Annotated in this window: 21 protein-coding genes; 6 read left to right on the forward strand and 15 right to left on the reverse strand. The window is 51.5% G+C overall.

The window, feature by feature from the left end:
• Positions 1 to 3: 3 nt before the first annotated feature.
• On the reverse strand, positions 4 to 4,464 hold the full coding sequence (gene gltB / locus AC07UY_RS00270; protein WP_494700560.1) for a glutamate synthase large subunit: 4,461 nt from the start codon (positions 4,462 to 4,464) through the stop codon (positions 4 to 6).
• Between the two features lie 685 nt (positions 4,465 to 5,149).
• Between gltB and mnmL the strand changes: the two genes are divergently transcribed.
• From mnmL to mtgA, 4 genes are all read left to right on the forward strand, one after another.
• Positions 5,150 to 6,085 carry a tRNA modification radical SAM protein MnmL/YtqA gene (mnmL, locus tag AC07UY_RS00275; protein WP_494661505.1) on the forward strand — a complete coding sequence of 312 codons (936 nt, stop codon included), beginning with the start codon at positions 5,150 to 5,152 and terminating at the stop codon, positions 6,083 to 6,085.
• Positions 6,086 to 6,255: 170 nt separating this feature from the next.
• Complete coding sequence (gene arcB, locus AC07UY_RS00280) at positions 6,256 to 8,592, forward strand: aerobic respiration two-component sensor histidine kinase ArcB (RefSeq protein WP_494700561.1); 2,337 nt, start codon at positions 6,256 to 6,258, stop codon at positions 8,590 to 8,592.
• A 231-nt stretch (positions 8,593 to 8,823) separates the two neighbouring features.
• On the forward strand, positions 8,824 to 9,477 hold the full coding sequence (elbB, locus tag AC07UY_RS00285; RefSeq protein WP_203359823.1) for an isoprenoid biosynthesis glyoxalase ElbB: 654 nt from the start codon (positions 8,824 to 8,826) through the stop codon (positions 9,475 to 9,477).
• Positions 9,474 to 10,202 carry a monofunctional biosynthetic peptidoglycan transglycosylase gene (gene mtgA, locus AC07UY_RS00290; protein ID WP_494700562.1) on the forward strand — a complete coding sequence of 243 codons (729 nt, stop codon included), beginning with the start codon at positions 9,474 to 9,476 and terminating at the stop codon, positions 10,200 to 10,202. Before elbB ends, mtgA begins: the two co-directional genes overlap by 4 nt.
• 117 nt (positions 10,203 to 10,319) lie before the next feature.
• Here mtgA and pgtA read toward each other — a convergent pair whose 3' ends face one another.
• Genes pgtA through AC07UY_RS00305 form a run of 3 tightly spaced genes read right to left on the reverse strand, consistent with a single transcriptional unit; the run spans position 10,320 to position 14,805 of the window.
• The gene (pgtA, locus tag AC07UY_RS00295; RefSeq protein ID WP_494700563.1) at positions 10,320 to 11,606 is read right to left on the reverse strand and encodes a two-component system response regulator PgtA; all 1,287 of its coding nucleotides are present in this window, start codon (positions 11,604 to 11,606) and stop codon (positions 10,320 to 10,322) included.
• A 2-nt stretch (positions 11,607 to 11,608) separates the two neighbouring features.
• Positions 11,609 to 13,576 carry a two-component system sensor histidine kinase PgtB gene (gene pgtB / locus AC07UY_RS00300; RefSeq protein WP_494700564.1) on the reverse strand — a complete coding sequence of 656 codons (1,968 nt, stop codon included), beginning with the start codon at positions 13,574 to 13,576 and terminating at the stop codon, positions 11,609 to 11,611.
• Complete coding sequence (locus tag AC07UY_RS00305) at positions 13,573 to 14,805, reverse strand: ABC transporter substrate-binding protein (protein WP_304521081.1); 1,233 nt, start codon at positions 14,803 to 14,805, stop codon at positions 13,573 to 13,575. Before AC07UY_RS00305 ends, pgtB begins: the two co-directional genes overlap by 4 nt.
• A 465-nt stretch (positions 14,806 to 15,270) precedes the next feature.
• On the opposite strand from AC07UY_RS00305, the gene pgtP reads away from it, so the two are divergent.
• Entirely contained in the window at positions 15,271 to 16,659 is a 1,389-nt protein-coding gene (gene pgtP / locus AC07UY_RS00310; protein WP_494660886.1) for a phosphoglycerate transporter PgtP, read from the forward strand.
• Between the two features lie 66 nt (positions 16,660 to 16,725).
• Positions 16,726 to 17,604, forward strand: a complete 879-nt coding sequence (locus tag AC07UY_RS00315; RefSeq protein WP_494660887.1) for a hypothetical protein — start codon at positions 16,726 to 16,728, stop codon at positions 17,602 to 17,604.
• A 108-nt stretch (positions 17,605 to 17,712) separates the two neighbouring features.
• Here the strand turns inward: AC07UY_RS00315 and yrbL are convergent, their stop codons facing one another.
• The 11 genes from yrbL to kdsD all read right to left on the reverse strand — a co-directional run bounded on the left by yrbL (position 17,713) and on the right by kdsD (position 25,622).
• Positions 17,713 to 18,345 carry a PhoP regulatory network protein YrbL gene (gene yrbL, locus AC07UY_RS00320; RefSeq protein ID WP_494700565.1) on the reverse strand — a complete coding sequence of 211 codons (633 nt, stop codon included), beginning with the start codon at positions 18,343 to 18,345 and terminating at the stop codon, positions 17,713 to 17,715.
• Positions 18,346 to 18,652: 307 nt separating this feature from the next.
• On the reverse strand, positions 18,653 to 18,925 hold the full coding sequence (gene npr, locus AC07UY_RS00325; RefSeq protein WP_012135339.1) for a PTS phosphocarrier protein NPr: 273 nt from the start codon (positions 18,923 to 18,925) through the stop codon (positions 18,653 to 18,655).
• Positions 18,922 to 19,776: an RNase adapter RapZ gene (gene rapZ / locus AC07UY_RS00330; protein ID WP_162379338.1), complete on the reverse strand. Its 855-nt coding sequence runs from the start codon at positions 19,774 to 19,776 to the stop codon at positions 18,922 to 18,924. Before rapZ ends, npr begins: the two co-directional genes overlap by 4 nt.
• A 45-nt stretch (positions 19,777 to 19,821) precedes the next feature.
• On the reverse strand, positions 19,822 to 20,313 hold the full coding sequence (gene ptsN / locus AC07UY_RS00335; protein ID WP_162379339.1) for a PTS IIA-like nitrogen regulatory protein PtsN: 492 nt from the start codon (positions 20,311 to 20,313) through the stop codon (positions 19,822 to 19,824).
• Between the two features lie 118 nt (positions 20,314 to 20,431).
• The gene (gene hpf, locus AC07UY_RS00340) at positions 20,432 to 20,719 is read right to left on the reverse strand and encodes a ribosome hibernation promoting factor (RefSeq protein WP_192613636.1); all 288 of its coding nucleotides are present in this window, start codon (positions 20,717 to 20,719) and stop codon (positions 20,432 to 20,434) included.
• A 22-nt stretch (positions 20,720 to 20,741) separates the two neighbouring features.
• On the reverse strand, positions 20,742 to 22,175 hold the full coding sequence (gene rpoN / locus AC07UY_RS00345) for an RNA polymerase factor sigma-54 (RefSeq protein ID WP_494700566.1): 1,434 nt from the start codon (positions 22,173 to 22,175) through the stop codon (positions 20,742 to 20,744).
• A 47-nt stretch (positions 22,176 to 22,222) separates the two neighbouring features.
• Positions 22,223 to 22,948 (reverse strand): LPS export ABC transporter ATP-binding protein, encoded by a 726-nt coding sequence (gene lptB / locus AC07UY_RS00350; RefSeq protein ID WP_203359831.1) that lies wholly within the window; start codon positions 22,946 to 22,948, stop codon positions 22,223 to 22,225.
• A 6-nt stretch (positions 22,949 to 22,954) separates the two neighbouring features.
• Positions 22,955 to 23,509 carry a lipopolysaccharide ABC transporter substrate-binding protein LptA gene (lptA, locus tag AC07UY_RS00355; RefSeq protein WP_203359832.1) on the reverse strand — a complete coding sequence of 185 codons (555 nt, stop codon included), beginning with the start codon at positions 23,507 to 23,509 and terminating at the stop codon, positions 22,955 to 22,957.
• The gene (lptC, locus tag AC07UY_RS00360; protein WP_203359833.1) at positions 23,478 to 24,053 is read right to left on the reverse strand and encodes an LPS export ABC transporter periplasmic protein LptC; all 576 of its coding nucleotides are present in this window, start codon (positions 24,051 to 24,053) and stop codon (positions 23,478 to 23,480) included. The genes lptA and lptC overlap by 32 nt, the downstream gene beginning before the upstream one ends.
• A complete protein-coding gene (gene kdsC / locus AC07UY_RS00365) occupies positions 24,050 to 24,616 on the reverse strand; it encodes a 3-deoxy-manno-octulosonate-8-phosphatase KdsC (RefSeq protein WP_192613631.1) in 567 nt (188 codons plus the stop codon). The genes lptC and kdsC overlap by 4 nt, the downstream gene beginning before the upstream one ends.
• A gap of 19 nt (positions 24,617 to 24,635) precedes the next feature.
• Positions 24,636 to 25,622 carry an arabinose-5-phosphate isomerase KdsD gene (gene kdsD, locus AC07UY_RS00370; protein WP_203359834.1) on the reverse strand — a complete coding sequence of 329 codons (987 nt, stop codon included), beginning with the start codon at positions 25,620 to 25,622 and terminating at the stop codon, positions 24,636 to 24,638.

The following is a 25,622-nucleotide window of genomic DNA, read 5'->3' on the forward strand; positions in this document are numbered from 1 at the left end:
CCCTTACTGCGCCTGCACACGCAGCTCAGCTGCGCTACGACTACGGTGACCCAACAGTGCTTTCACATCGCTGGACTTCGGTTTAACCAGCGCGAATTTCGCGGAGAAAGCAGGCCAGTTTGCCAGAATCTCTTCACCACGTTGAGAACCGGTATGCTGCACATGCTCGGTGATCAACCCGCGCAGGTGTTCTTCGTGGATAGCGAGCGAGTCTACGCTCAGTACTTCCACCAGTTCCGGGTTCACACGTTTGCGGAAATCGCCGCTCTCGTCCAGCACGTAGGCGAATCCGCCCGTCATGCCGGCACCGAAGTTCACCCCGGTTTTACCGAGAATACACACAATACCGCCGGTCATGTATTCACAGCCATTGTCGCCAATACCTTCCACGACTGTGATTGCGCCGGAATTACGTACGCCGAAACGTTCACCCGCGCGGCCTGCGGCAAACAAACGTCCCCCGGTAGCGCCATACAGACAGGTGTTGCCGATAATGCTCGCCTCATGGCTGCGGAAGGCCGAACCGACCGGTGGACGCACCGCCAGCAAACCGCCTGCCATGCCTTTGCCGACATAGTCGTTGGCATCACCGGTCAGGTACAACTCCACGCCGCCCGCGTTCCAGACGCCGAAGCTCTGGCCAGCCGTACCGCTGAAGTGCGCTTTGATGGGGTCCGCCGCCAGTCCCTGATCGCCATGCGTCTGCGCAATATAGCCAGAGAGCGATGCGCCGACGGAACGGTCAGTGTTGCGAATATCAAACCAGAATGTTTTGCTCAGGCACTCGTCGACGAACGGTTTTGCCTGTTGCAACAGCTGCGCGTTCAGCACACCGTTGTCGAACGGTGGGTTGTTTTCGGTGCAGAACACGGCTTTGCCTGGATGCGGCTCGGCCGTCTCCAGCAGGCGAGACAGTTCCAGCTTCTGCTGTTTGGCGGTAAACCCTTCCAGCTCTTTTAGCAGGTCGGTACGGCCAATCAGATCCACCAGACGCGTCACGCCAAGCATCGCCATCAGCTCGCGGGTTTCGCGGGCGATGAATTCAAAGTAGTTGGTCACTTTGAACGGCAGGCCGTGGTAGTGATTCTTACGCAGTTTTTCGTCCTGGGTTGCCACGCCCGTTGCACAGTTGTTCAGGTGGCAAATACGCAGGTATTTACATCCCAGCGCCACCATCGGGCCAGTCCCGAAACCGAAGCTTTCCGCACCCAGAATTGCCGCTTTGATGATGTCGACACCGGTTTTCAGACCGCCGTCGACCTGCAAACGGATCTTGTGACGCAAACCGTTAGCCACCAGTGCCTGCTGGGTTTCCACCAGGCCCAGTTCCCACGGACAGCCCGCGTATTTCACTGACGAGAGCGGACTCGCGCCGGTGCCGCCGTCGTAACCGGCGATGGTGATCAAATCGGCATAGGCTTTCGCCACGCCGGTGGCGATGGTGCCGACGCCCGGTTCGGAAACCAGCTTCACGGAGATCATCGCTTTCGGGTTGACCTGCTTGAGGTCGAAAATCAGCTGCGCTAAGTCCTCGATCGAGTAGATATCGTGGTGCGGAGGCGGGGAGATCAGCGTCACCCCCGGCACCGAGTAGCGCAGTTTGGCGATGTACGGGGTCACTTTATCCCCCGGCAACTGACCGCCTTCGCCCGGCTTTGCGCCCTGAGCGACTTTAATTTGAATCACATCGGCGTTCACCAGATACGCCGGGGTCACACCGAAACGACCGGAAGCCACCTGCTTGATGCGCGACACTTTGTTGGTGCCGTAGCGCGCCGGATCTTCACCGCCTTCGCCGGAGTTAGAGTTACCGCCGATACTGTTCATCGCTTCCGCCAGCGCTTCGTGCGCTTCCGGGCTCAGTGCGCCGATAGACATCGCTGCCGTATCGAAGCGTTTGAACAGTTCAGTGGCGGGCTCGACTTCATCAATGCTCACGGCCTTTTCGCCGGGCGTGATTGCCAGCAGATCGCGCAGCGTTGTCGCCGGGCGTTCGTTGACCAGTTTCGCGTACTCCTGATAGTCGCTGTACTCGCCGCTTTGAACAGCCTGTTGCAGGGTGCGCACGACATCCGGGTTATAGGCGTGATATTCGCCGCCGTGAACATATTTCAGCAGACCGCCCTGACCCAACGGTTTGCGCGCCAGCCAGGCATGTTTGGAGAGATTCAGCAGGTCTTGCTGGAAGTCTGCAAAACCTGCGCCACTGATGCGGCTGACCACGCCCTGGAAGCACAGGCTGACCACATCATCGTGCAGACCGACGGCTTCAAACAGTTTTGAGCAGCGGTAAGAGGCGATGGTCGAGATGCCCATTTTGGACATGATCTTATACAGACCTTTGTTGATGCCGTTACGGTAGTTCAGCATCACGGTACGATAGTCTTTCGCAATCGCGTGGGTGTCGCTCAGACGGCCCAGCGTTTCATACGCGAGGTAGGGATAGATTGCCGTCGCGCCGAAGCCCAGCAGCACGGCAAAGTGGTGCGGGTCGCGCGTGCTGGCGGTTTCGACAATGATGTTAGCGTCGCAGCGAAGGTTCTGTGCGACCAGACGCGTCTGCACCGCACCGACCGCCATTGGCGCCGGAACCGGCAAACGGTTTTTACCGATGTTACGGTCGGAGAGCACCAGCAACACGGTGCCGTTGCGTACCATTTGCTCCGCTTTGTCGCACAGCGCTTTCACCGTCTCTTCGAGCGAGGTTTCTGTCACGTCGAAGGTGATGTCCAGCGTATCCGCGCGATAATGCTCCTCTTTCATGGTGGTGAGCTGTTTGAAATCGGAGTACAGCAAAATCGGCGATTTGAAGCTCAAACGGTGCGCCTGGCCTTCCGCTTCGCAAAAGACGTTCATTTCGCGACCGATGCTGGTGGCCAGCGACATCACGTGTGCTTCACGCAGCGGATCGATCGGCGGGTTGGTGACCTGCGCGAACTGCTGGCGGAAGTAGTCGTAAATGATACGTGGCTGGCTGGAGAGCACGGCAAACGGGGTGTCGTCGCCCATTGAACCCACCGCTTCCTGGCCGTTTTCACCCAACACACGGATCACGGAATCCAGCTCTTCGGCGCTGTAGTTAAACTGTTTCTGGTAGCTGGCGAGGGTGTCGTCATCCAGCTCACGTTGACCCACCTGGTCATCGGCCAGTTCTTCAAACGGCACCAGACGGCGGACGTTTTTCTCCATCCACTCTTTATACGGGTGGCGGCTTTTCAGATCGTCATCAGTTTCCGCAGAGTGCAGGATGTGCCCGCTGCGGGTATCGATCACCATCAGTTCGCCCGGACCGACGCGGCCTTTCTCGACCACTTCGTCAGGCTGGTAATCCCAGATCCCCACTTCAGAAGCACAGGTGATCAACTTATCTTTGGTGATGACGTAGCGCGCCGGGCGCAGACCGTTACGGTCAAGGTTACAGGCCGCAAAGCGACCATCAGACATTACGATGCCTGCCGGGCCGTCCCACGGCTCCATGTGCATGGAGTTAAAGTCAAAGAAGGCGCGCAGATCCGGATCCATATCCGGGTTGTTCTGCCAGGCTGGCGGCACCAGCAGGCGCATGGCGCGGATGATGTCCATCCCGCCAGCCAGCAGCAGTTCCAGCATGTTATCCAGTGAGCTGGAGTCGGAGCCGGTTTCGTTGACGAACGGGGCGGCGGACTGCAAATCCGGGATCAGCGGCGTCTGGAATTTATAGGTACGGGCGCGCGCCCACTGGCGGTTGCCGGTGATGGTGTTGATCTCACCGTTGTGCGCCAGGTAACGGAACGGCTGCGCCAGCGGCCAGCGTGGCACGGTATTAGTGGAGAAACGCTGGTGGAACAGGCAGATAGCCGATTCCAGACGCAGGTCCGCGAGGTCCAGGTAAAAGCGCGGCAGATCCGCCGGCATACACAGACCTTTATAAATGTTCACCAGGTTCGACAGACTGCAAACGTAGAAGTCTTTGTCTTCCTGCAGACGTTTTTCGATACGGCGGCGGGCGATAAACAGGCGGCGTTCCATATCACGTGGACGCCAACCCGCAGGCGCGTTAACGAAAATTTGCTCAATACGTGGCAGAGAGGAGAGGGCGATTTCACCGAGAACGCCTTCATTGGTCGGCACTTCGCGCCAGCCAACGATCGACAGGGTTTCCTGCTGGAGTTCTTCTTCGACAATTCGACGGGATGCGGCCGCCAGCTCAGGATCTTTGTTCAAAAAGATCATGCCGACGGCGTAGTTTTTGGCTAAACGCCAGCCGCGCTCTTCGGCAACAATGCGAAAAAAGCGGTCGGGTTTTTGCAGCAGCAAACCGCAGCCATCGCCGGTTTTTCCATCCGCGAGAATGGCGCCACGGTGCTGCATTCGGGCTAGCGCGTGTATAGCAGTACGCACTACCTTGTGGCTAGGTTCGCCTTCTATGTGGGCGATCAGGCCGAAACCACAGTTATCCCTCTCAAGAGATTTATCGTACAACATATCAGTGAACCTCCCCAGGCTCTGAGGGACGCCTCTCTGGACCGCTGCGCACGGGCACACCAAGAGCATGGCGACGGGGTTTGCGTGTCATACGCTTACCTCGCATTCGCCCTCTTTCATCCGTTTCGCGTAGGTCAAACAAGTTTGAGGACTTGCTGTCAGAGGGAATCTCAATTACTGCATAAATATGATGAGCACACGACTCATCCAGAAAGCTTCCAGCGGATTTCCAACTTATCGGGAATCCACACACAGGTCAAATGGCAATCTTATTTATACAAAAATGTGCTGTTGGTCGATTAATGTGTTGAATGTATTGAAAATGATAGACTTTTTACATTGATTTAACGCTCGGTAAACGGAGCGGAGAGTGTGATCTGTCTCACTGTCTGGAAGGGCTGTTGACCCCAATCTCAGCTTGATTAACCGTGAGATTCAGCATTTTATGCTGGTTTATGGATGGAAGGCATTTCATGATACTGTTTTTACCCTGAAGCCGTCAGAAGATGAAAAAAAGGGCTAAAGATAAGGAAAAGTAATCAACGCTACTTTGAATGAAATTTCATTTATTTTGATTGATTATGCAATTGATAAAAGGCCGCCGTGACGATTGATCCAGGTCATCGCCGACAAGGGCTAAAAATGGCAGGCTTTGGCCTCTTTTCAAGGCGCGGTCTATCAGATTATGCAGTTACAGAAATTAGTCAATATGTTTGGTGGGGATCTTTCACGTCGTTATGGGCAAAAGGTTCATAAACTGACGCTGCACGGCGGGTTTAGCTGCCCAAACCGTGATGGCACCATCGGACGTGGCGGATGCACCTTCTGTAATGTCGCCTCTTTTGCCGATGAAGCGCAGCAGCATCACTCCATTGCTGAGCAACTCGCGCACCAGGCGAATCTGGTGAATCGCGCCAAACGTTATCTGGCCTATTTCCAGGCTTATACCAGCACCTTTGCTGAAGTACAGGTGCTGCGCTCGATGTATCAACAGGCGGTAAGCCAGGCCAGTATTGTGGGATTGTGCGTTGGCACGCGCCCGGACTGCGTTCCCGATGCTGTGCTGGATCTGCTGTGCGAATACAAAGACCAGGGCTATGAAGTCTGGCTGGAACTGGGGCTGCAAACCGCGAACGACAAAACGCTACACCGAATCAATCGCGGTCATGATTTCGCCTGTTATCAACGCACCACCCAGCTTGCCCGTGAGCGCGGGTTAAAAGTCTGCTCGCACCTGATTGTCGGTCTGCCGGGAGAAGGGCAGAGCGAATGTCTGCAAACGCTGGAGCGTGTCATGGAAACCGGCGTCGATGGCATTAAGTTGCACCCGCTACATATTGTTAAAGGCAGCATCATGGCGAAGGCGTGGGAAGCAGGGCGCTTAAGCGGTATTGCGCTGGAGGATTACACCGGTACCGCGGGCGAGATGATCCGCCATACGCCGCCGGAGGTGATTTTCCACCGCATCTCTGCCAGCGCTCGTCGGCCAACGTTGCTTGCCCCGCTGTGGTGCGAAAACCGCTGGACCGGGATGGTGGAGCTGGATAAGTACCTGAATGAACACGGCGTACAGGGCTCGGCGCTGGGACGTAGCTGGGTGATGCCTGACAATGTGCGTTAAGATGTTGGAGGACGCAGCGCGTATGCGGGTGCGCAGGAAAACACAGGCCGAATAAGGCGCTAGCACCATCCGGCGTAAAAATGGCGTCGTTCACGTATTTTTCACACATTCTTCAACGCCTTGCTCAGAATTGAGTATTATTGTGCCAGGTTGTCGTGAAGGAACCCTCTATGAAGCAAATCCGTATGCTGGCGCAGTACTATGTCGACCTGATGATGAAATTGGGTCTGGTGCGCTTTTCGCTGTTGTTAGCGCTGGCTTTGGTCGTGCTGGCTATTGTGGTGCAGATGGCTGTCACCATGGTACTGCATGGTCAGGTTGAAAGTATCGATGTTATTCGCTCGATCTTTTTCGGCCTGCTAATCACCCCATGGGCAGTCTATTTTCTGTCAGTGGTGGTGGAGCAACTGGAAGAGTCCAGGCAACGTTTGTCGCGTCTGGTCCAAAAACTGGAAGAGATGCGCGAACGCGATCTCAAGCTCAATGTGCAGTTGAAAGACAATATTTCCCAGCTTAATCAGGAGATCGCTGACCGCGAAAAAGCAGAAGCGGAACGGCACTCGACGTTTGAGCAGCTCAAGGTGGAAATTAAAGAGCGTGAACAGACGCAAATCCAGCTTGAACAGCAATCCTCCTTCTTACGTTCCTTCCTCGACGCTTCGCCGGATCTGGTTTTTTATCGTAATGAAGATAAAGAGTTTTCTGGCTGCAACCGTGCTATGGAACTGCTGACCGGGAAGAGCGAAAAGCAACTGGTCAATTTAAGACCTATCGATGTGTACTCGCCAGAGGCAGCGGAGAAGGTGATTGAAACGGACGAGAAAGTCTTTCGCCACAATGTGTCGCTGACCTATGAGCAATGGCTGGATTATCCCGACGGGCGCAAAGCCTGCTTCGAAATTCGCAAAGTCCCTTATTACGACCGCGTAGGTAAGCGCCACGGTCTTATGGGCTTTGGCCGCGATATTACCGAACGCAAGCGCTATCAGGATGCGCTTGAGCGCGCCAGCCGCGACAAAACGACGTTTATTTCGACCATCAGCCATGAGCTACGCACTCCGCTGAACGGTATTGTCGGCTTAAGCCGCATTCTGCTCGACACTGACCTGACGAGCGAGCAGGAAAAATACCTGAAAACTATCCATGTTTCAGCGGTGACGCTGGGCAATATTTTCAACGATATTATTGATATGGATAAGATGGAGCGGCGTAAGGTTCAACTGGATAACCAGCCGGTCGATTTCACCAGCTTTATGGCGGATCTCGAGAATCTCTCTGGTCTGCAGGCCCAGCAAAAAGGGCTGCGTTTTGTCCTTGAACCGACCTTGCCATTACCGCATAAGGTGATCACTGACGGTACGCGACTGCGTCAGATCCTGTGGAATCTGATCAGCAATGCGGTGAAGTTCACCCAGCAAGGCCAGGTCACGGTGCGGGCCCGCTTTGATGAAGGGGATATGCTGCACTTTGAAGTCCAAGATTCCGGGATCGGTATCCCGCAGGACGAGCAGGATAAAATCTTCGCCATGTATTATCAGGTGAAAGACAGCCACGGCGGAAAACCGGCGACGGGCACCGGGATTGGCCTTGCCGTCTCGCGCCGCCTGGCCAAAAACATGGGCGGCGATATTACGGTTTCCAGCCAGCCGGGCCACGGCTCTGTCTTTACGCTCACCGTGCATGCGCCCGCCGTTGCGGAAGAGGTGGAGGATGCGTTTGAGGAAAACGAGTTACCGCTGCCGGCGCTTCATGTACTGCTGGTCGAAGACATTGAGCTGAACGTGATTGTCGCGCGCTCGGTGCTGGAAAAGCTGGGTAACAGCGTGGATGTGGCGATGACCGGAAAAGCCGCACTGGAGATGTTTACCCCGGGTGAATACGATTTGGTGCTGCTGGATATTCAATTGCCGGACATGACCGGACTGGATATCTCCCGAGAGCTCACCCAGCGCCATGCGCGGGAAGAGCTACCGCCGCTGGTGGCATTGACCGCCAACGTGCTGAAAGACAAAAAAGAGTACCTGGATGCGGGAATGGACGACGTGCTGAGCAAGCCGTTGTCAGTTCCGGCGCTAACGGCCATGATTAAAAAATACTGGGATACCCGTGATAAAGAGGAGAGCACTGTGACACCTGAAGAAAGCAGTAAATCGCAAGCGCTGTTAGATATCCCGATGTTAGAGCAGTACATCGAACTGGTTGGGCCGAAGTTAATTACCGACGGTCTGGCGGTGTTTGAGAAGATGATGCCGGGTTATTTAAGCGTGCTGGAATCCAATTTAACGGCGCGTGACAAAAAAGGTGTTGTTGAAGAAGGCCACAAAATTAAAGGTGCGGCGGGTTCCGTTGGCCTGCGCCATCTGCAACAGCTCGGTCAGCAAATTCAATCACCGGATCTCCCTGCCTGGGAAGATAACGTGGGTGAATGGATTGAAGAGATGAAACAGGAGTGGCAGCACGACGTCGCTGTACTGAAAGCCTGGGTGGCAAACGCTGGGAAAAAATGACCCCGGCTTGACCGGGGTGCGCGAACACTGCGCCAACACCAGGGAAATCGTGGCTGCGCCGTAAGTTATAGTAATGATTTACAAGGGCGCAGCCCTGTTTTTCAGGCCGCACGCAGTTAAGATAGCAACATCTTAAATATTTTGTTACACGAAACAGCGAAATGTGTGAAGCGTAGCATTTTTATTACAATTCTTAATGCGTTTCAGTCAGATGAGAAAAGGACGATGACGATGAAAAAAATTGGTGTAGTGCTCAGTGGCTGTGGTGTCTATGACGGTTCTGAAATTCATGAAGCCGTTTTGACTTTGCTGGCGATAGCCCGTAATGACGCTCAGGCCATCTGTTTTGCACCTGACAGGCAGCAAACGGATGTGATTAATCATCTGACTGGCGAAACGATGGCGGATTCACGCAATGTTCTGATTGAAGCGGCGCGTATTACGCGGGGTGATATTCACCCGCTGGCCCAGGCCGCTGCCAGCGACCTGGATGCGCTGATTGTCCCCGGTGGTTTTGGGGCAGCGAAAAACCTGAGTAATTTCGCCAGTCAGGGCAGTGAATGCCGGGTCGACAGCGATCTGGCGGCGCTGGCGGTGGCGATGCATCAGGCGGGTAAACCACTGGGATTCATGTGCATTGCGCCCGCGATGTTACCGAAAATTTTCGATTTTCCACTGCGCGTGACCATCGGTACCGATATTGATACGGCTGAAGTACTGGAAGATATGGGCGCAGAGCATGTGCCGTGCCCGGTCGACGATATCGTGGTGGATGAAGACAACAAGATTGTCACTACGCCCGCTTATATGCTGGCGCAGGATATTGCTCAGGCGGCACTCGGTATCGAAAAACTGGTATCGCGCGTACTGGCTTTAACCGAATGAGTAAAGGGCACGGTATACCGCTGGCTATCCTAAAGCGCTTTTTCCTGCGCGCGGTTATCGTGCTGGCGGTTTTTTGGGGCGGCGGGATCGTGCTTTTCAGCGTGGTGCCCGTGCCTTTCTCGGCGGTCATGGTGGAACGGCAAATTGGCGCATGGTTGCAGGGCAACTTTGGCTACGTGGCGCATTCCGACTGGGTTAGCATGGATGAAATTTCTCCGTGGATGGGTCTGGCGGTGATTGCCGCAGAAGATCAGAAGTTCCCCGATCACTGGGGATTTGATATGGCTTCTATTGAGAAAGCGCTGGCGCACAATGAACGCAATGAGAACCGTATTCGTGGTGCTTCTACGTTATCGCAGCAGACCGCGAAAAACCTGTTCTTATGGGATGGCCGCAGTTGGGTGCGTAAAGGTCTGGAAGCCGGTTTAACATTAGGGATGGAAACGGTCTGGAGCAAGAAGCGTATTCTGACGGTCTATCTGAACATTGCGGAGTTTGGGGACGGCGTTTTTGGTGTGGAAGCCGCAGCGCTTCGTTACTTTCACAAACCCGCCAGCCGGTTAACGATGTCGGAGGCGGCGCTTCTGGCTGCGGTGCTACCGAATCCGTTGCGGTTTAAAGCCAGTGCGCCATCAGGGTATGTGCGTAGCCGTCAGGCGTGGATCCTTCGTCAGATGCGCCAGCTAGGCGGTGAGTCATTTATGACCCGCCACCGTCTTCATTAAGCTAATGGCTGAATACGTGAATTGAACTACATACGTGTTTACGGCCCAGAATTTTTGATTAAAGGAATATATCAGAGCAAGTTTGAATTGCAGTTGTAGGGGTAAAGGACGCCCCGGTTATTCCTCTTCTTTTTTCACTCTTCCTGCTTTTTTTTCATAGCGGAAATCCATTTTATCAATCCCATACTTTTTCATCCTCAGATAGAGCTTTTTTCTTGGAATTTGGAAATAGTCGACGACGTCATTGATGCGCCCTTTATAGATATTGAGAGCATCGATAATAATCTGCCGTTCGTAGCTTTCGACGCGCTCATCCAGCGGTGTTGAATTGGCATCCATGACCTGGAGATTGGCGGAATCTTCAAGCATGAGCACTCCGACAGCCGCCAGTTCCGCAGCGTTGACCAACTCAATGATGTTACCCGGCCAGATTCGGGTCATCAGCCGTTTCATGAACGCTTTTCCCAGTAGTGGTGGTTGGCGGTTTAATCGCTTACAGGTAAGTGCCAGGTAATGATTGAATATCGGTTCAATGTCTCCAGGGCGCTGGCTCAGTGGAAGACATTCGATATGGGTGAGGGAAAAAAGATAATAGAGTTCTGCCGTAAGTTTCTGCGCCGCAGCCAATTCAGCTAGCGGCGTCTGGCTGATGACAACGAGGCGAAACGATCTGTCTTGTGGTCTTTCTTGTTGTTGGAGAAGGTAACGCTGATTTTCCAGCGTCAGGTGCTCAATATTTTTAAGCAACAGCGTGCCACCTTCGGCTGCCTTGACCCACTCCTCCAGCAGCTGTGTGCTATTCGCACTCAGCGTCTGGTTGATTAGCGGACTGTCTCTGCGGGAACTGAACTGATGAAGATACTGGGCTGACAGAGTTCTCCCGGTACCCGGCTCACCGTAAAAACAGACAGGGAGTGCTGTTTCCGCCAGTGTTTCTAATCGTTGACGTGTTTGACGTATCCAACTGCTGTCGCCGATTAAGTGCTGATTGAACTGAGATCTGCGCCATTTTTTCTGCTCCATATAGGCATTGCGTTCCTTCAGAGCCTTCTCAATCAGCATCAGGAGCTGTTCCGGATTAACGGGTTTTTGCAAAAAGTCGTAAGCGCCTTTTTTTACTGCTTCAACGGCCATCGGTACATCGCCGTGTCCGGTAATCATCAGAATGGGCAGGCTGGTGTCGATAGTCATCAGCTTTTCCAATAACACCATACCGGAAATGTCTGGCATGCAGACGTCGCAAACCACGATACCTGGCCATTCATTCTGAAGTAGCACTAATGCTTGTGTGGGATCGTTGCAGGTGCAAACTGAATGGCCTTCGCGCTGTAAGAGTTCACTGTAGGCCTGCAGGACGTCACTATCATCATCGATCAGCAGGATAGAAGGGGTATCGTTTGACATACTTAGGGCCTCCCGAAACGTAGAATAACCAGCGCATGGCGGTCCAGTGTTGACGCAATGTCCAACTCTCCCTGGCACTGATGCATAATGGAATGACTGATAGAAAGACCTATCCCCAGACCGACGGGTTTATCGGTGGTAAAGGGCATAAGGAGCCGATCGGCCAGTTGTAGCGGCCATCCCTTTCCGTTATCGGCAACGTAAAGCGTTAGTGTGGAGGCATGAACTTCGTAGTCAATGGTAATGGACGGAGGTTCGTTTTGGCGCGCTTCCAACGCGTTAGTAAATAGGTTGACCAGCACCTGCTGAATCAGGACGTCATCGCCATAGACCGCAGGGAAGTCGCTTGGTTGGCTAAGGGTCGCCTTCAGCGGGCGATGCTTCAGCGCCAAAAGTTCCCATGATGATTCGATAACCTGTTGTAGATTTATGGCTTCGCAGACAAGCTCACTATCACGGCGGCGTGCAAAATTACGTAGTCGTTTAACGATGTTGTCAATGCGCTCGACCAGTGCCCGCATGGTTTCCACGTAATTTTTCACTGAGGCAACGTCTTGTTGCGCCAGCGCACGATCGGCGCTGAAGAGATACATGGACATCGCGTTCAGCGGTTGATTGATCTCATGCGCGAGCGTTGTCATGGTTTGACCAACTACGGCCAGCTTGGCTGTTTGGATCAATTCGCTTTGTGCAGTACGCAGATGTTTTTCAGTGGCGATCCGTTCGCAGATTTCTAGTTCCAACTGGCGCTGCTGCTGGTTTATTTGCTCGATCGTTTGGCGTAGTAGATTAGCGATTCTGCCGAGTTCATCAGTGCCGGACACGGTAATATCAGCGTTCAGTTCCCCATTGCTAAGTTTGACGACGGCGTCATTGAGTTGCCTGAATCGGCGGATCATTCTGGGACGAATATAAAAATAGTTTACCAGGATCACGAATAGCAGAGCTGTCACCATGGCACCAAAGATCAGCAACCCACTAATTTGCATTATTTTTTCTAATCTCAGGTTGAATGTTTGCAACTGCTGGTGGCTGTTCCCCAACTGCATTTCCAATTGTCCGCGTATTTGCATCAGCACACGCTCTTTTTCTCTGATGGTACTCTCTAGTGTCTGTTGAGCCTGCCGTCTGGTCGCCAAAGTCCCAGGCAGATAGTTTTGCTGTGTGCCAAGTTCCAGCAGCGAATAAACAGTCTGGTGCAGTGTGATCGTACTTGAATAAACGGACAATGCGCGAACGTTTTCATCAACGCTGTGTTTCAAATAGTTGAGGTAGTTTATGTGTTGGTTTAATGATTCATTTTCTGCGTCGTTAGTGTTAGCGATTTCTTTTAGGGTGTCGACGATTTGGGCTTCTATGTGGGAGAGCGTGAAGACCAACTGCAGTTCATCCTGCACGCCATGAAGCGATTTTTGTAGTATCTGGCTTTCGTGGCGATCTTTTTCCCGACTAAGTTGATTGAGCAGGGATGACTGTTGCCAGCTTAAGTCTTGGGTTAGCGAGTTCAACTCGGTGTTGAAATCATCATGCAACCAATTGATTCTAGATGAAATGATATCGAGTTTTTCCTTTTCCTGGTTATTGTCATATAACGCTTTATCCAGGTTGTCGAGCAGTTTGCGGCTATTGATGACCTGTTGGCTCAGTGCATTTTGGTGCTGAGGGTCCAGATGTGGGCTTATTGCCTGAATTTTTTGCAGACGTTGTTCAATCTGCATTCTGACCTGCATGCGGCTGTTGGTGTTGTTAGTCTGTTGTAGTTCATTGAACTCGTTAACGAGTGCCGTCAGGTTCTCTTCAAACAGAAATGACGCCTGAATCCGGGGAAAGTAGTCATCGAGCGCATAGCGTACCTGGGAATTCTGTTCGTGCCATGAGTAAAGGCTGACTACGCTGACGAACAGTGTCAGGATTGCGCTGAAAGCGAACGCCAGTCGTAAGCTCGTACCAATGGTGAGCAACCGCTTCATTTTAATAACTCAATTTGTGTCATCGCCTGTTGCTGCTGGTGCTGAAAAAATTGTTGCCATGCCATCATCTGCGTTTCTCGAAATCCCGACTTCTGTTCGAATTGCCATAAATAATCCGGATCGGCGGCCTGTTCAGGTGAAACAGGAACAGCTGTCAGCAAACCCCGAATTTCCGGAAGTGGATGTTTCAGCCTCTTCTCTGCTGCATACAACGCCTTCCAGGCATCCTGAAGTTGGGTAAGGCGGAAGGTAATGGCGTTGTCAAACATAAGCTGTATCAGTTTCTGGCGTTGCATGATCAGCGGATAATCAAGAGAGGGTGATGAGAACAGTTGCGACTGTTGTTCTGCCTGCGGGTTATCGGACGGTAATGGGTAAACGGGGTATTTTCCCGAGTCGGAATCGCTGAGAGCCTGTTGCCCTTTTGGACTCAGCAGAAAATTGATAAAACGTCCAGCTTCCTGCGGATGCTTGCTGTCATAGGTTATGGCAGTGAACATAGGGGCTGCGCGAGAGGTCGGAAAATAGATGAAGTGTAAAGACGGATTGTTTAGCAACACGTTCGCGTAGTTATCGATCACCGGCCCTACATCTCCAAGCCCGTTGCTTATCTTGTTGGCGACGCCGAAACTGCGCGATGAAATGGTTGCCAGATTGCCACCAATCTTCAACAAGGTATTCCAGCCTTCTCGCCACCCTTGTTGTTGCAACAGATCTTCGATCATCAGGTGCGTGGTATCTGAGCGTGATGGGCTACTCATCAGCAACGTTCCCTGATATCGCGATTGGCTCAGCGCTGCCCAGGTGGTCGGCATTGGTTCGTTTTTTTCTTCCAGGCGATTTACGTTCATTAAAATACCATAACCGGAAATGGCGACGGCTACGGTGGTCGCCCGGATGGATTCCGGCACCAGCTTCCGGCTGGTCTCCATCGTATTGTTAAACGGCTGGAGGTGGTTTTTACTTTGCAATCGCTGCAATAACATAGGGGATGAACTCAACACCAAATCGATATTTTCGCCCAATGGATTTTCAAGCAGGCGCTCAATAGACGAACTGGTACGGTTCAATGTGCGGATTTTGACGGCCTGCGGCTGCTTTTGCCATTGATTGATAATATGTTCCGTCGCTTCCGATGAGAGCGTTGTGGCGATCACCAGTTCGTCTGCAGAGGCGACGCTGGCGTACAAGAAACAACCTAATAGCACTCTTTGTAAAACGTAAATCATTTCGGAGTATAACCCTGATAAGCTTATGATGTTTTTTTTGTTTTCTGGCTGCTTTATTATCGGACAACGACTACAGATAAAATATGTGACTGCTCTCAAAATTATAAAATAATAGATAATGAACTCATTTTTTTGTATTGAACCTTATATTGCACATTATTGATTAAGCTGTTGTGATAATCCAGTATGTAAACGCATTATGGGAAATAATTGGCATATGTGGATTTCTTTTTTGAGTTATTTTTGACTCATTATTGGCATATTGTACTTTTCACCGACTTTCTTCATTATCAGCATGGCCATTGAACTTGGTTATGGTCGGTTAATGTCAAATGTGAAAATTAATGCTGGCAGTCAGAAAAATAACTGAGGGTTTCTGAAGTGATTTTTATCGAACGGCATTTTGTATTTTCACATAAAGCAAGTGTTATCTATGTTAACCCTATGAAAATAGGAAGGTGATCTATGCTCTCTTTATTAAAGCCAAAAGTGGCCACGCATAAAGTGCCGGATAACGAAATTAAAAATACCTATAATCGTTATCGTATGCAGGCGCTTTTTAGCGTATTTATCGGCTATCTCTCTTATTATATTGTCAGAAATAACTTCGTACTTTCCACACCCTATCTAAAACAGGAATTGAATCTGTCCGCCACGCAAATCGGCCTGCTTAGTAGTTGTATGCTGATAGCTTATGGTATTAGTAAAGGTATTATGAGTAGTCTGGCGGATAAAGCAAATCCCAAAGTTTATATGGCAGTGGGGTTGGTACTTTGTGCGTTGGTTAACTTAGCGCTCGGTTTCAGTTTTGCCTTCTGGATGTTTGCTGGGTTAGTCATACTGAATGGCTTCTTTCAGGGGATGGGGGTCGGCCCATCGTTTATCACCATCGCTAACTGGTTCCCGCGTAAAGAGCGCGGTATTGTCGGCGCGGTCTGGAATATTTCTCACAATGTCGGTGGTGGTATTGTTGCACCCATTGTCGGTTGTGCTTTCGCGCTGGTAGGGACAGAGCACTGGAAAATCGCTACTTACGTTGTTCCGGCCGTGGTTGCTGTTGTGATGTCGGCAGTTGTATTGATGTCAGGGAAAGGCTCTCCAGTTAGCGAAGGTTTACCACCTTTGAGCACTATTGTTCCGGATGATGTCACCGTCAAAGCAAAAGATGATCGCGCACCAGAAGATATGAGTTCATGGCAGATTTTTTGTACTTACGTGCTTAAAAACAAAAATGCATGGTTTGTTTCCTTTGTTGATGTTTTCGTTTATATGGTTCGTTTCGGTATTATCAGCTGGTTACCGATTTACCTATTAAGCGTTAAGCATTTCACCAAAGCGGAAATGAGTACTGCATTTCTGATTTTTGAATGGGCAGCGATCCCTACTACGCTGTTGGCGGGTTGGTTGAGCGATAAGCTGTTCCGTGGTCGTCGTATGCCGCCAGCTATCATCAGCATGGTTTTAATATTTTTCTGCCTGCTGGGTTACTGGAAGAGTGACTCTTTACTGAGTATTACTATTTTCGCTGCCTGTGTCGGTTGTCTTATTTATGTACCACAGTTCCTGGCATCAGTGCAGACGATGGAGATTGTTCCAGGTTTCGCAGTCGGTTCCGCCGTCGGCTTGCGTGGTTTTATGAGTTATATCCTTGGCGCATCGTTGGGAACGAGTCTGTTTGGCGTCATGGTTGATCACGTAGGTTGGGATGGGGGTTTTTACCTACTGCTTGTCGGCGTCATATTTTGCATCATTTTTTGCGTTCTAACGCACTTCGGCGCTCTGGAGCTGGAACGTCAGCGGCAGAATGAAGGTGAACGCACTGACCTTAAGGATCTTCAGCCCGAGAGAAACTAACTCTTAATGAGGTTTGCTCAATATGTAAACCTCGCTATTTCTTTTATCCTTATTCAAGAGGGAATAATGATGTTGAAGAAGATCGGTCTTTTTTCGTTGGCCCTGCTATCCGCATCTTTCGCATCAGCGGAAGATCATGCGTTGAATGCGACAGAGTTATCACGTTTTCCCATTGAGGAGGCACGTCAGGGCGTTGCAGTCGATGCCAGCTATATTTACGCCATTGATGACAAAACTATTGCCAAGTACCCGAAAAAGGGCGGTAGCAACCCCCTTTCTGTATGGCATGGGAAGGAAGGCGATAATATCAAACACTTCAACTCCTGTTACGCGCAAGACAACGTTTTATATTGTTCGCACTCCAACTATTCCAGCAGGCCGGTGTTAAGCTCAATGGAAATGTTTAGTACCAACGATATGTCTCACGTTGGCAATCACAGCTTTGGTTTTATGGGATTCAACTACGGTTCAGTAACCTGGGTTTTTCCTTATCGCGGTTACTGGTGGGCCGGATTCGCCAACTATGACGAAAAAGGAACCGAGGCTGGGAAAGATCATAACTATACGGCGCTGGTCAAATTTGATAACGAAGGTCGCGTACTGGAGAGTTGGGCTTTTCCATCGAACGTTTTGGAAAAAATGGCGCCGAAAAGTAGCTCCGGCGGCGGTTGGGGTCCTGACGGCCTGTTATACGTTACGGGTCACGACGCCAAAGAACTCTATGTTTTGCGGCTGCCGGAAACTGGTTCAATACTGGAGTACGTGACTACCATCAACGTGCCATTTGAAGGGCAGGCCTGGGCCTGGGATCGTAGCTCACCAGAGCGGATTATTTATGGCATCACACGCAACAGCAAAGAAGTGATCGTAAGTAAAATACCCAGTATTCCCGCGGAGTTGCTAAAACCGCAAAAGTTAGTGAAGTCCGTAGACGCAATGAAGTGATGGATTGAGATAGTGCATTGGTTTGCCGATATTATGGCAAACCAATGCCGATAAGGTTAGTCCGTAAACCTTCAAGTTCGAACATAGCTTAACCCGCGTTTGGTTGAGTTACGCTTCGCGGGAAGACAGGGCCAGCGTGCTTCTGTCTTTCGACGGCGCGTCTTTCTTCAGCGCTACCGCGAGTGCGGGTTGGGCGATAAACCGCTCCCACAATCTTTCTTGTTTACGCTCACAGAACCATTTCGACCAGGTCGCCAGTGGGATAAACGTACTCTCTCCGATATTGTCGCAAATCACCGGGATCACCTCTGATTCGCTGATGCGATGACACAGAATATTCTGCGGCTTCAGGGTCATGGTGACAATACGGTTGTCACGCAAATAGCGTTTGAGTTTTTTCAGGAGTTGACGCAAGACAACGGCGTCTTCTTCATAGCGGCACTGGGCAGCAAACTCCGTCAACGTAACGGACGGTTTGCCGTCAAAGTCGGCGATGACATCGTAGACGTAACCTGTGCCACAATCGGTTTCCACCATACCGTAATAGCGCGGAATACCGCTCCAGTCTTTCAGGTGGCGTGACAGGTGCGCGTAGTATTTCAGCTCGCGTCGGGTTTCTTTATCGCCGCCATCCCCATTGTGGTAGACGACTTTAATACAACGCTGGGCATCATCCGGATGCGCATAACATTTACGATGTCTTCCGGTGCCCAGGGGGATCTGTTGGGATAAACGTATCATGAGATCTCTGGAAATGTTTGCTGACATAAATCCAGTATGACCTTCCAACTTAAATGAATCCTAAACGATCAGTCTTAAGGTCTTCTTAATATTGTTATAGGGCAAAAAGCGCACTAAATGTACAAATAATGTCTGAATGTAACAGTAAATAGGGGAGGGCATCACGAGGGAGGTGAACATCGCAGGTTTGTCGAAGGGGGCGTACCGTATCCGTGTGTATACAGGCAGTCCAGCCCGGTAAGCTTATACATACCGGGTGGGACGGTGTTTTTCGGGAGATATGACGCTATCGCAGAGGAACGCCTGGTTAGTCTTCGTCGAATCCTGAATTGAACAGCGCGATGACTGCCGCCAGCGCTTCTACTTCCTGGGGGCCGGTGGCTTCGATTTCGATCTGGCGTCCTTTCGCTGAGTCCAGCATCAGGAGTGCAATCACGCTGTTTGCCTCAGCCTCAGTCCCTTCATCATTGCGTAATAATACTTCAGCTTCAAAACCCTGCATTAATTCAAAGAGTTTCATTGCTGGCCGGGCATGCATACCCAGCTTATTCGTGACTTCAACAGTCTGCTTCACGGTCATGTTTTGCGTTTTTCCAGCGTACGATGGCGTGACTGCACGTTCTTGCCGCGAGAACGGAAGTAGTCTGCCAGCTGCTCTGCAATATACACCGAACGGTGTTTCCCGCCAGTACAACCAATGGCTACGGTGAGGTAGCTGCGGTTGTTTGTCTCCAGCATCGGTAACCATAGCTCAAGATAGCTGCGAGTCTGATAAATAAAATTGTGTACTTCTGTGTGCCGGTCGAGGAATGCGGCAACCGGTTTATCCAGGCCCGTCATTGGGCGCAGTTTCGGGTCCCAGTGCGGGTTAGGCAGGAAACGTACGTCAAACACATAATCCGCATCAATCGGAATACCGTGCTTGAAGCCGAAAGACTCGAAGACCATCGTCAGTTCGCGTTCACGTTTACCCAGCAGACGAGTTCGTAACATCTCTGCCAGTTCATGCACCGACATTTCGGACGTATCAACAATCAGATCTGCACGGGAACGTAAGGGTTCCAGCAAATCACTCTCTTCATCAATGGCGCTTTCCAGTGACAGATTCTTGCTGGACAGCGGGTGCAGGCGGCGCGTGTCGCTGTAACGGCGAATTAGCGTGTTGCGATCGGCATCGAGAAACAACAACTGAGGGGAGAAGGCATCCGGCAGGTTGTTCATTGCCTGCTCGAAAATCTCCGGTGATTCCGGCATGTTGCGCACATCGATGCTGACGGCCGCAGAAATCTGGCGATCGGCCAGTGTTCGGGCCAGATCGGGCAACAGCACTACGGGAAGGTTATCCACGCAGTAAAAACCCATATCTTCCAGCGCACGCAGGGCGACAGACTTACCTGACCCTGAACGACCGCTGACGATCATCAGTACCATGTACCGTTTCTCCTCACAACGACATAAAGAGATGCCATTGGGTTGTTATGCTTCATCCTGTTCACCTTCGGTGTCAGTGATGATTTTATAGAGTTCTTCGTCACTTTGGGCTGAACGCAGGCGGCGGCAGATGGTTTTATCCGCCAGACGTTTCGCCACCAAAGACAGCGTATGCAAATGCGTTTTGGTTTGGTCGGCGGGAACAAGCAGGGCGAAAAGCAGATCGACAGGCTGATTATCTATGGCGTCGAAAGCAATAGGCGTTTCGAGTTGTACGAACACGCCGACAGCGCGTAACGTATCTTCTTCCAGCTTCCCGTGTGGGATTGCAATGCCATTACCAATCCCTGTACTGCCCATTTTTTCACGCGTCAGAATGGCTTCAAAAACCACCTGAGAGGGTAGGCTGAGCTGTTTTGCCGCCAGTTCGCTGATGATTTCCAGCGCGCGTTTTTTACTTTGGCAGTGGACACCACTGCGCGTACATTCCTGGTTAAGTACACTGCTCAGTTGTAGAGTCGAATCGTTATTTATCATAATTTCACCTAAGAACCTGCCCCATCCAACTAACGGGTCAGATTCGGAGCGCTAACTGTACAAATGGCCTGTTGTGCTTCACAACAGGCCGTCCTGCACCCGTTAACTGCCCGGACAATTAGTGTTGTTTCAGTTTGTCTTTATGTTTCGTTAATTGCCGGGCCAGTTTATCAATCAATCCGTCAATAGCGGCATACATATCCTGACCTTCGGCACTGGCATGAATCTCGCCGCCGTTCACATGTAGTGTCGCATCCGAGGTGTGGGTCACTTTCTCCACTTTCAACACAATGTAGACCTGATTTATCCGGTCAAAATACTGTTCAAGCTTAGCGAACTTGCCTGAAATAAACTCGCGCAAAGCTTCAGTAATTTCGACGTTATTTCCAGTGATGTTGAGCTGCATAGTGTCTTCCTTATCGGTTGGGTCAAACCAGTTGTTTGCGCTGGTTAGACGGCGGAATGGATAAAGACTCTCGGTACTTCGCAACGGTACGGCGCGCCACCATGATACCTTGTTCTGACAGCATAGAGGTTAACTTGCTGTCGCTCAGTGGTTTCGCGGGGTTTTCCGCAGCAATTAACTTCTTCACCAGCGCCCGTATTGCCGTGGACGAGGCTTCGCCGCCGCCTTCGGTATTGACGTGGCTGGAAAAGAAATATTTCAGTTCAAAAATTCCACGCGGGCTGTGCAGATACTTCTGCGTGGTCACACGGGAAATTGTCGACTCATGCATTTCGACGGCCTGGGCGATATCCGCCAGCACCATCGGTTTCATAAACTCTTCGCCCTGCTCAAAAAAGGCTTGTTGCTGCTCAACGATACAGCGGCTGACGCGCAGCAATGTATCGTTACGGCTTTCCAGACTTTTGATCAGCCACTTCGCATCCTGAAGATTGCTACGGATAAACTGGCTGTCAGCATCGTTACGCGCGCCATTACACATGGCGGCATAGTGCTGATTGATCTGCAAACGCGGAATGCTGTCGCTGTTCAGTTCTACCGTCCAGTGACCGTTATGTTTACGGACCAGCACATCAGGGATCACGTATTCAGGCTCGCCTGTCTGGATTGACTGTCCGGGTCTGGGATCGAGCGACTGAATAAGATTGACCGCTTCTTTGAGTACCTCTTCCTTCAGGCGGGTGACGCGCATCAATGAGCGAAAATCGTGATTGGCCAGCAGATCAAGGTGATCGCTGATGATCAGACGTGCCTCTTGCAGCCAGGGGGTAGCGTTGTCGAATTGCGAAAGTTGGATCAGCAAACAGTCGCGAAGATCTTTTGCCGCCACACCAACAGGATCAAAACGCTGAATGCGTTTAAGTACCGCTTCGACTTCATCAAGGTCAACCTCTTCGTCACCCATGCTCTCGAGGATCTCATCCAGCGAGACGGTGAGATAGCCAGTTTCGTCTACCGCATCGACGATAGACGTGGCGATTGCCCGGTCGGTGTCCGAGAACGGCGTAAGTTCCACCTGCCACATCAGGTAATCCTGGAGCGACTGGGTGGTTTCACCCTGATAGACCGGCAGCTCATCGTCGATATAGTCGCCACTGGGACCGGACGGCGTTCCTGCGGTGTAGATTTCATCCCAACTGGCATCAAGCGGCAGCTCTTCCGGCATCTCTTTTTGTTCGAGTGCGTCTGCGGTGTCCAGGGTTTCGCTGTCCTGAGTTTCCTGGGTGTCGATTTCTTCGTGAAGATCGGTTTGCTCGAGCAGTGGATTACTTTCCAGCGCTTGCTGAAGTTCTTGCTGAAGTTCCAGCGTGGACAACTGCAACAGGCGGATAGCCTGTTGTAGTTGAGGCGTCATTGCCAGTTGTTGGCTGAGCCTGAGTTGCAAACCTTGCTTCATGTTCAGAGTGATTTTCTCCCGCTATGACGTCGCAATCTTCTACCCTATCAGAGTCTGAAGTCTTCCCCAAGGTATACACGTTTAACGTGATCGTCTTGCAGGATTTCAGTCGGTGTACCGTGCGCGATGAGGTGTCCCTGACTCACGATATATGCGCGTTCACAGACCGCCAGCGTTTCACGGACGTTATGGTCGGTGATCAATACGCCGAGTCCGCTGTCGCGCAGATGCTCAATGATGCGTTTAATATCGATAACGGAAATGGGGTCAACACCCGCAAAAGGTTCATCCAGCAGGATAAATTTAGGGTTTGCCGCCAGCGCACGGGCGATTTCCACACGACGGCGTTCACCACCGGAGAGCGACTGCCCCAGGTTGTCACGCAGGTGCTCGATGTGAAATTCTTCCATCAGCTCATTAGCCCGGTCTTCGCGCTGTTCGTTCGACAGATCGTCACGGATTTGCAACACCGCCATCAGGTTATCAAACACGCTCAGGCGACGGAAAATGGAGGCTTCCTGCGGCAGATAGCCAATGCCGCGGCGCGCACGCGCATGCAGCGGCAGCAGGCTGATATCTTCGTCATCAATAATGATGTTGCCTGCATCGCGCGACACGATGCCCACAACCATATAAAAGGTCGTGGTTTTACCCGCGCCGTTCGGGCCAAGAAGACCCACGATCTCCCCGGAGTTGACGGTCAGACTGACATCTTCCACCACCCGGCGGCCCTTATAGGCCTTTGCAAGATTCTTTGCAGTTAATGTTGCCATAACGAATTAGTTACCCTTCTTCTGTGCCGGGGCCTGGCCTTTGTTTTTGTCTTGCAGTTGCGACGGAACCAGAACCGTGGTCACACGTTTGCCTTTTTCACTAAAGGCCTGCATTTTTTGCTCTTTCACCAGATAGGTGATTTTGTCGCCGGTAATGTTGCTGTCGAGCTGCTCCAGGTAGGCGTTTCCGGTGAGGATGACGAAATCTTTTGCCAGCTCATAATGCATTTTCGAGGCGCGGCCTTTTACCGGCTTACCGTTGTCCTGCATCTGATAGAAGGTGGCAGGGTTGCCGAAGCCATCAATCACCTCTTTGCCATCTTCACCGCCCGGACGGGTAACGACCACTTTATCAGCATTAATTTTGATGGTGCCCTGGGTGACAATGACGTTACCGGTGAAGGTGACGACATTGCCCTGCATGTCCAGGGACTGCTGGTCCGATTCAATATGAATCGGCTGCTCGGTATCGCCCGTGACGGCGAACGCAGGAATGCTGGCGGCCAGAAGTGAGCTTGCAAGCACAAGATTAAGGCTGAGTTTGTTTTTTTGGAATTTCATAGGAGGTTCTAACCTTTTCAATCAGCTCGGCGTTCTTGCTGCGTAAGTTGCCGCGCATTTTCAGTCCGCTGGAGTTAAATGTTGTTCCGTATAACGTCACGAGATCGTCAGAGGTAACATCCTGCGTTACCAGATTGATCTTCGCGTTATCGGTCGTAATTCTGCGTAGTTGAGAGTCAGGCACCAACGCGTTGACTTCAACGTGGCCGTAGAGATACAGCATCCGGTCATCGGTCAATTTGGCTTTGTCGGCCTTAATCGACCAGGTCGGGACTTTATCCTTATCAAAGGTAGTTAACACCGGGCGGGTAAACCACGAAACCGCCTGATCTGAATAGTATTCAACATGTTGAGCAATGAGGCGATAGTTCAGCGCCCCCTCAGGACTGTATACGACGCTATCCGTATGCTCACTTTTATAAGTTGGGTCGCTGTTATTCACGACAACCTGGGGCGCATCGTCTTTATCGGCCAGATTGATACCGATAAGCACCAGAATGGCCAACGACAGCACAATGATAACCCAACGTCTGGTTTTACTCATATCGATTGCCCTTTGGCCTCATCCAGTTTGCCTTGTGCCAATAATAATAAATCGCAAACCTCACGCACGGCGCCGCGACCTCCGTCAATACGCGTCACGTAATCGGCGCGCGGAATCAATAATGGGTGAGCATCCGCCACGGCAACGCTCAGTCCCACTTTTTCCATCACCGGCCAGTCGATCAGATCATCACCGACGTAGGCGACGTTTTCTGGCGCCACGCCCAGTTTATTCAGCAGATCGGCAAACGCGACCAGCTTGTCTGACTGACCCTGATAAAGATGCGTGATCCCAAGTGTGGCACAGCGATCTTCTACAAGTTTAGCTTTTCGTCCGGTAATAATGGCAACCTCAATACCGGAAGTGAGTGCGCAACGAATACCGTAGCCATCACGGACGTTGAAGGCCTTCAGCTCTTCACCGTTATTGCCCATATAAATCAGACCGTCAGACAGTACGCCATCCACATCGAGGATGAGAAGACGGATGTTTTCCGCCCTGGCGATAACCTGAGTGCTGACGGGTCCATAACAGGTCGCAAGCGACGCACCTGCTGTACTCATTTTTATTATCCTTGAGTTTCTACACTACGCCTGCACGCAGGAGATCATGCATATGTAACACACCGAGTAACTGGTCGCCATCGGCAACCAACACCGAGGTAATATGGCGGGATTGCATCAAATTCAGAGCATCAACGGCGAGAATACCTGGACGTACGCGAATGCCCCCAGGCGTCATAACATCGGCAATCCCTAACTGGCGAACATCACCGCCCATATCAAAGACGCGGCGTAAATCACCATCCGTGAAGATACCGTTAATCTTCATATCGTCATCGCAAATGACGGTCATCCCAAGATTCTTACGCGTGATTTCCAACAGCGCATCACGCAGGCTGGCGTCCTTTTTCACATGCGGGATTTCGTCACCCGTATGCATGATATCGTTAACGCGTAGCAAAAGTTTACGTCCAAGTGCCCCGCCCGGATGGGATAGCGCGAAGTCTTCTGCGGTGAATCCACGGGCTTTTAATAAGGCGACGGCTAGCGCGTCCCCCATCACCAATGTGGCGGTGGTGCTGCTGGTTGGTGCCAGACCCAGAGGGCAGGCTTCCCGGGGCACTTTAACACACAGATGCACATCTGCGGCACGCGCCATGCTGCTTTCTGGTCGGCTGGTAATACAGATGAGCGGGACATGCAGGCGCTTGAGTACGGGAATCAACGCTGTGATTTCACTCGATTCGCCGGAGTTTGAAATGGCAATAACCACATCCTGCGGTGACACCATGCCGAGATCGCCGTGGGCTGCTTCACCAGGATGAACAAAAAATGACGGCGTACCGGTACTGGCAAACGTTGCCGCCATTTTGCGCCCAATGTGTCCTGATTTCCCCATTCCCATCACGACGACTTTGCCCGAGCACCAGAACATTTTTTCACACGCAAGGGTGAAATTCTGGTTGATGTACTGGCCTAACTCGGCCAGGCCTTCACGTTCAATTTCCAGGACTTCTTTGCCTGCTAGCTGAAAGTCAAAACCCGGTTGCAACTCTAAGTGAGACAT

The sequence above is a fragment of the Citrobacter sp. GW821-FHT02E08 genome, from assembly GCF_059421685.1.